The organism is Streptomyces lushanensis (assembly GCF_001700515.1).
Classification (GTDB): domain Bacteria; phylum Actinomycetota; class Actinomycetes; order Streptomycetales; family Streptomycetaceae; genus Streptomyces; species Streptomyces lushanensis.
Genome location: NZ_MAUD01000470.1, coordinates 1 through 611, shown reverse-complemented (window position 1 = coordinate 611; position 611 = coordinate 1). Strand labels below are relative to the sequence as shown.

The following is a 611-nucleotide window of genomic DNA, read 5'->3' as shown; positions in this document are numbered from 1 at the left end:
CGAACTGCTCGTCCGTCAGCCCGTCCAGCTCGATGCCCAGCGCCTCGCACTCCTTGACGCACTCCCCCGCGACCTCGTGCGCCACCCGGAACGGAACGCCCTGGCGGACCAGCCACTCGGCGATGTCCGTGGCGAGCGAGAAACCGGCCGGGGCCAGTTCCTCCATCCGCGCCCGGTTGACGGTGAGCGTCGCCATCATCCCGGTGAAGGCCGGCAGCAGGACCTCCAGCTGGTCGCAGGAGTCGAAGACGGGCTCCTTGTCCTCCTGGAGATCGCGGTTGTACGCGAGCGGCAGGCCCTTCAGGGTGGCCAGCAGCCCGGTGAGATTGCCGATGAGGCGGCCCGACTTGCCGCGCGCCAGCTCCGCGATGTCCGGGTTCTTCTTCTGCGGCATGATCGAGGAACCGGTGGAGAAGGCGTCGTGCAGGGTGACGAAGGAGAACTCCTTCGTGTTCCAGAGGATGACCTCCTCGGCGATCCGCGACAGATTGACACCGATCATCGCGGTGACGAAGGCGAACTCGGCGACGAAGTCGCGCGAGGCCGTGCCGTCGATGGAGTTGCCGACGGAGCCGCGCTCGAAGCCGAGGTCCGCGGCGACCGCCTCCGGG

Annotated in this window: 1 protein-coding gene; it reads right to left on the bottom strand. The window is 68.2% G+C overall.

Translation table 11 applies throughout. From position 1 onward, the window contains the following. The coding region (gene argH, locus BFF77_RS29800; protein WP_066956138.1) for an argininosuccinate lyase at positions 1 to 611 on the bottom strand (611 nt) is incomplete at both ends.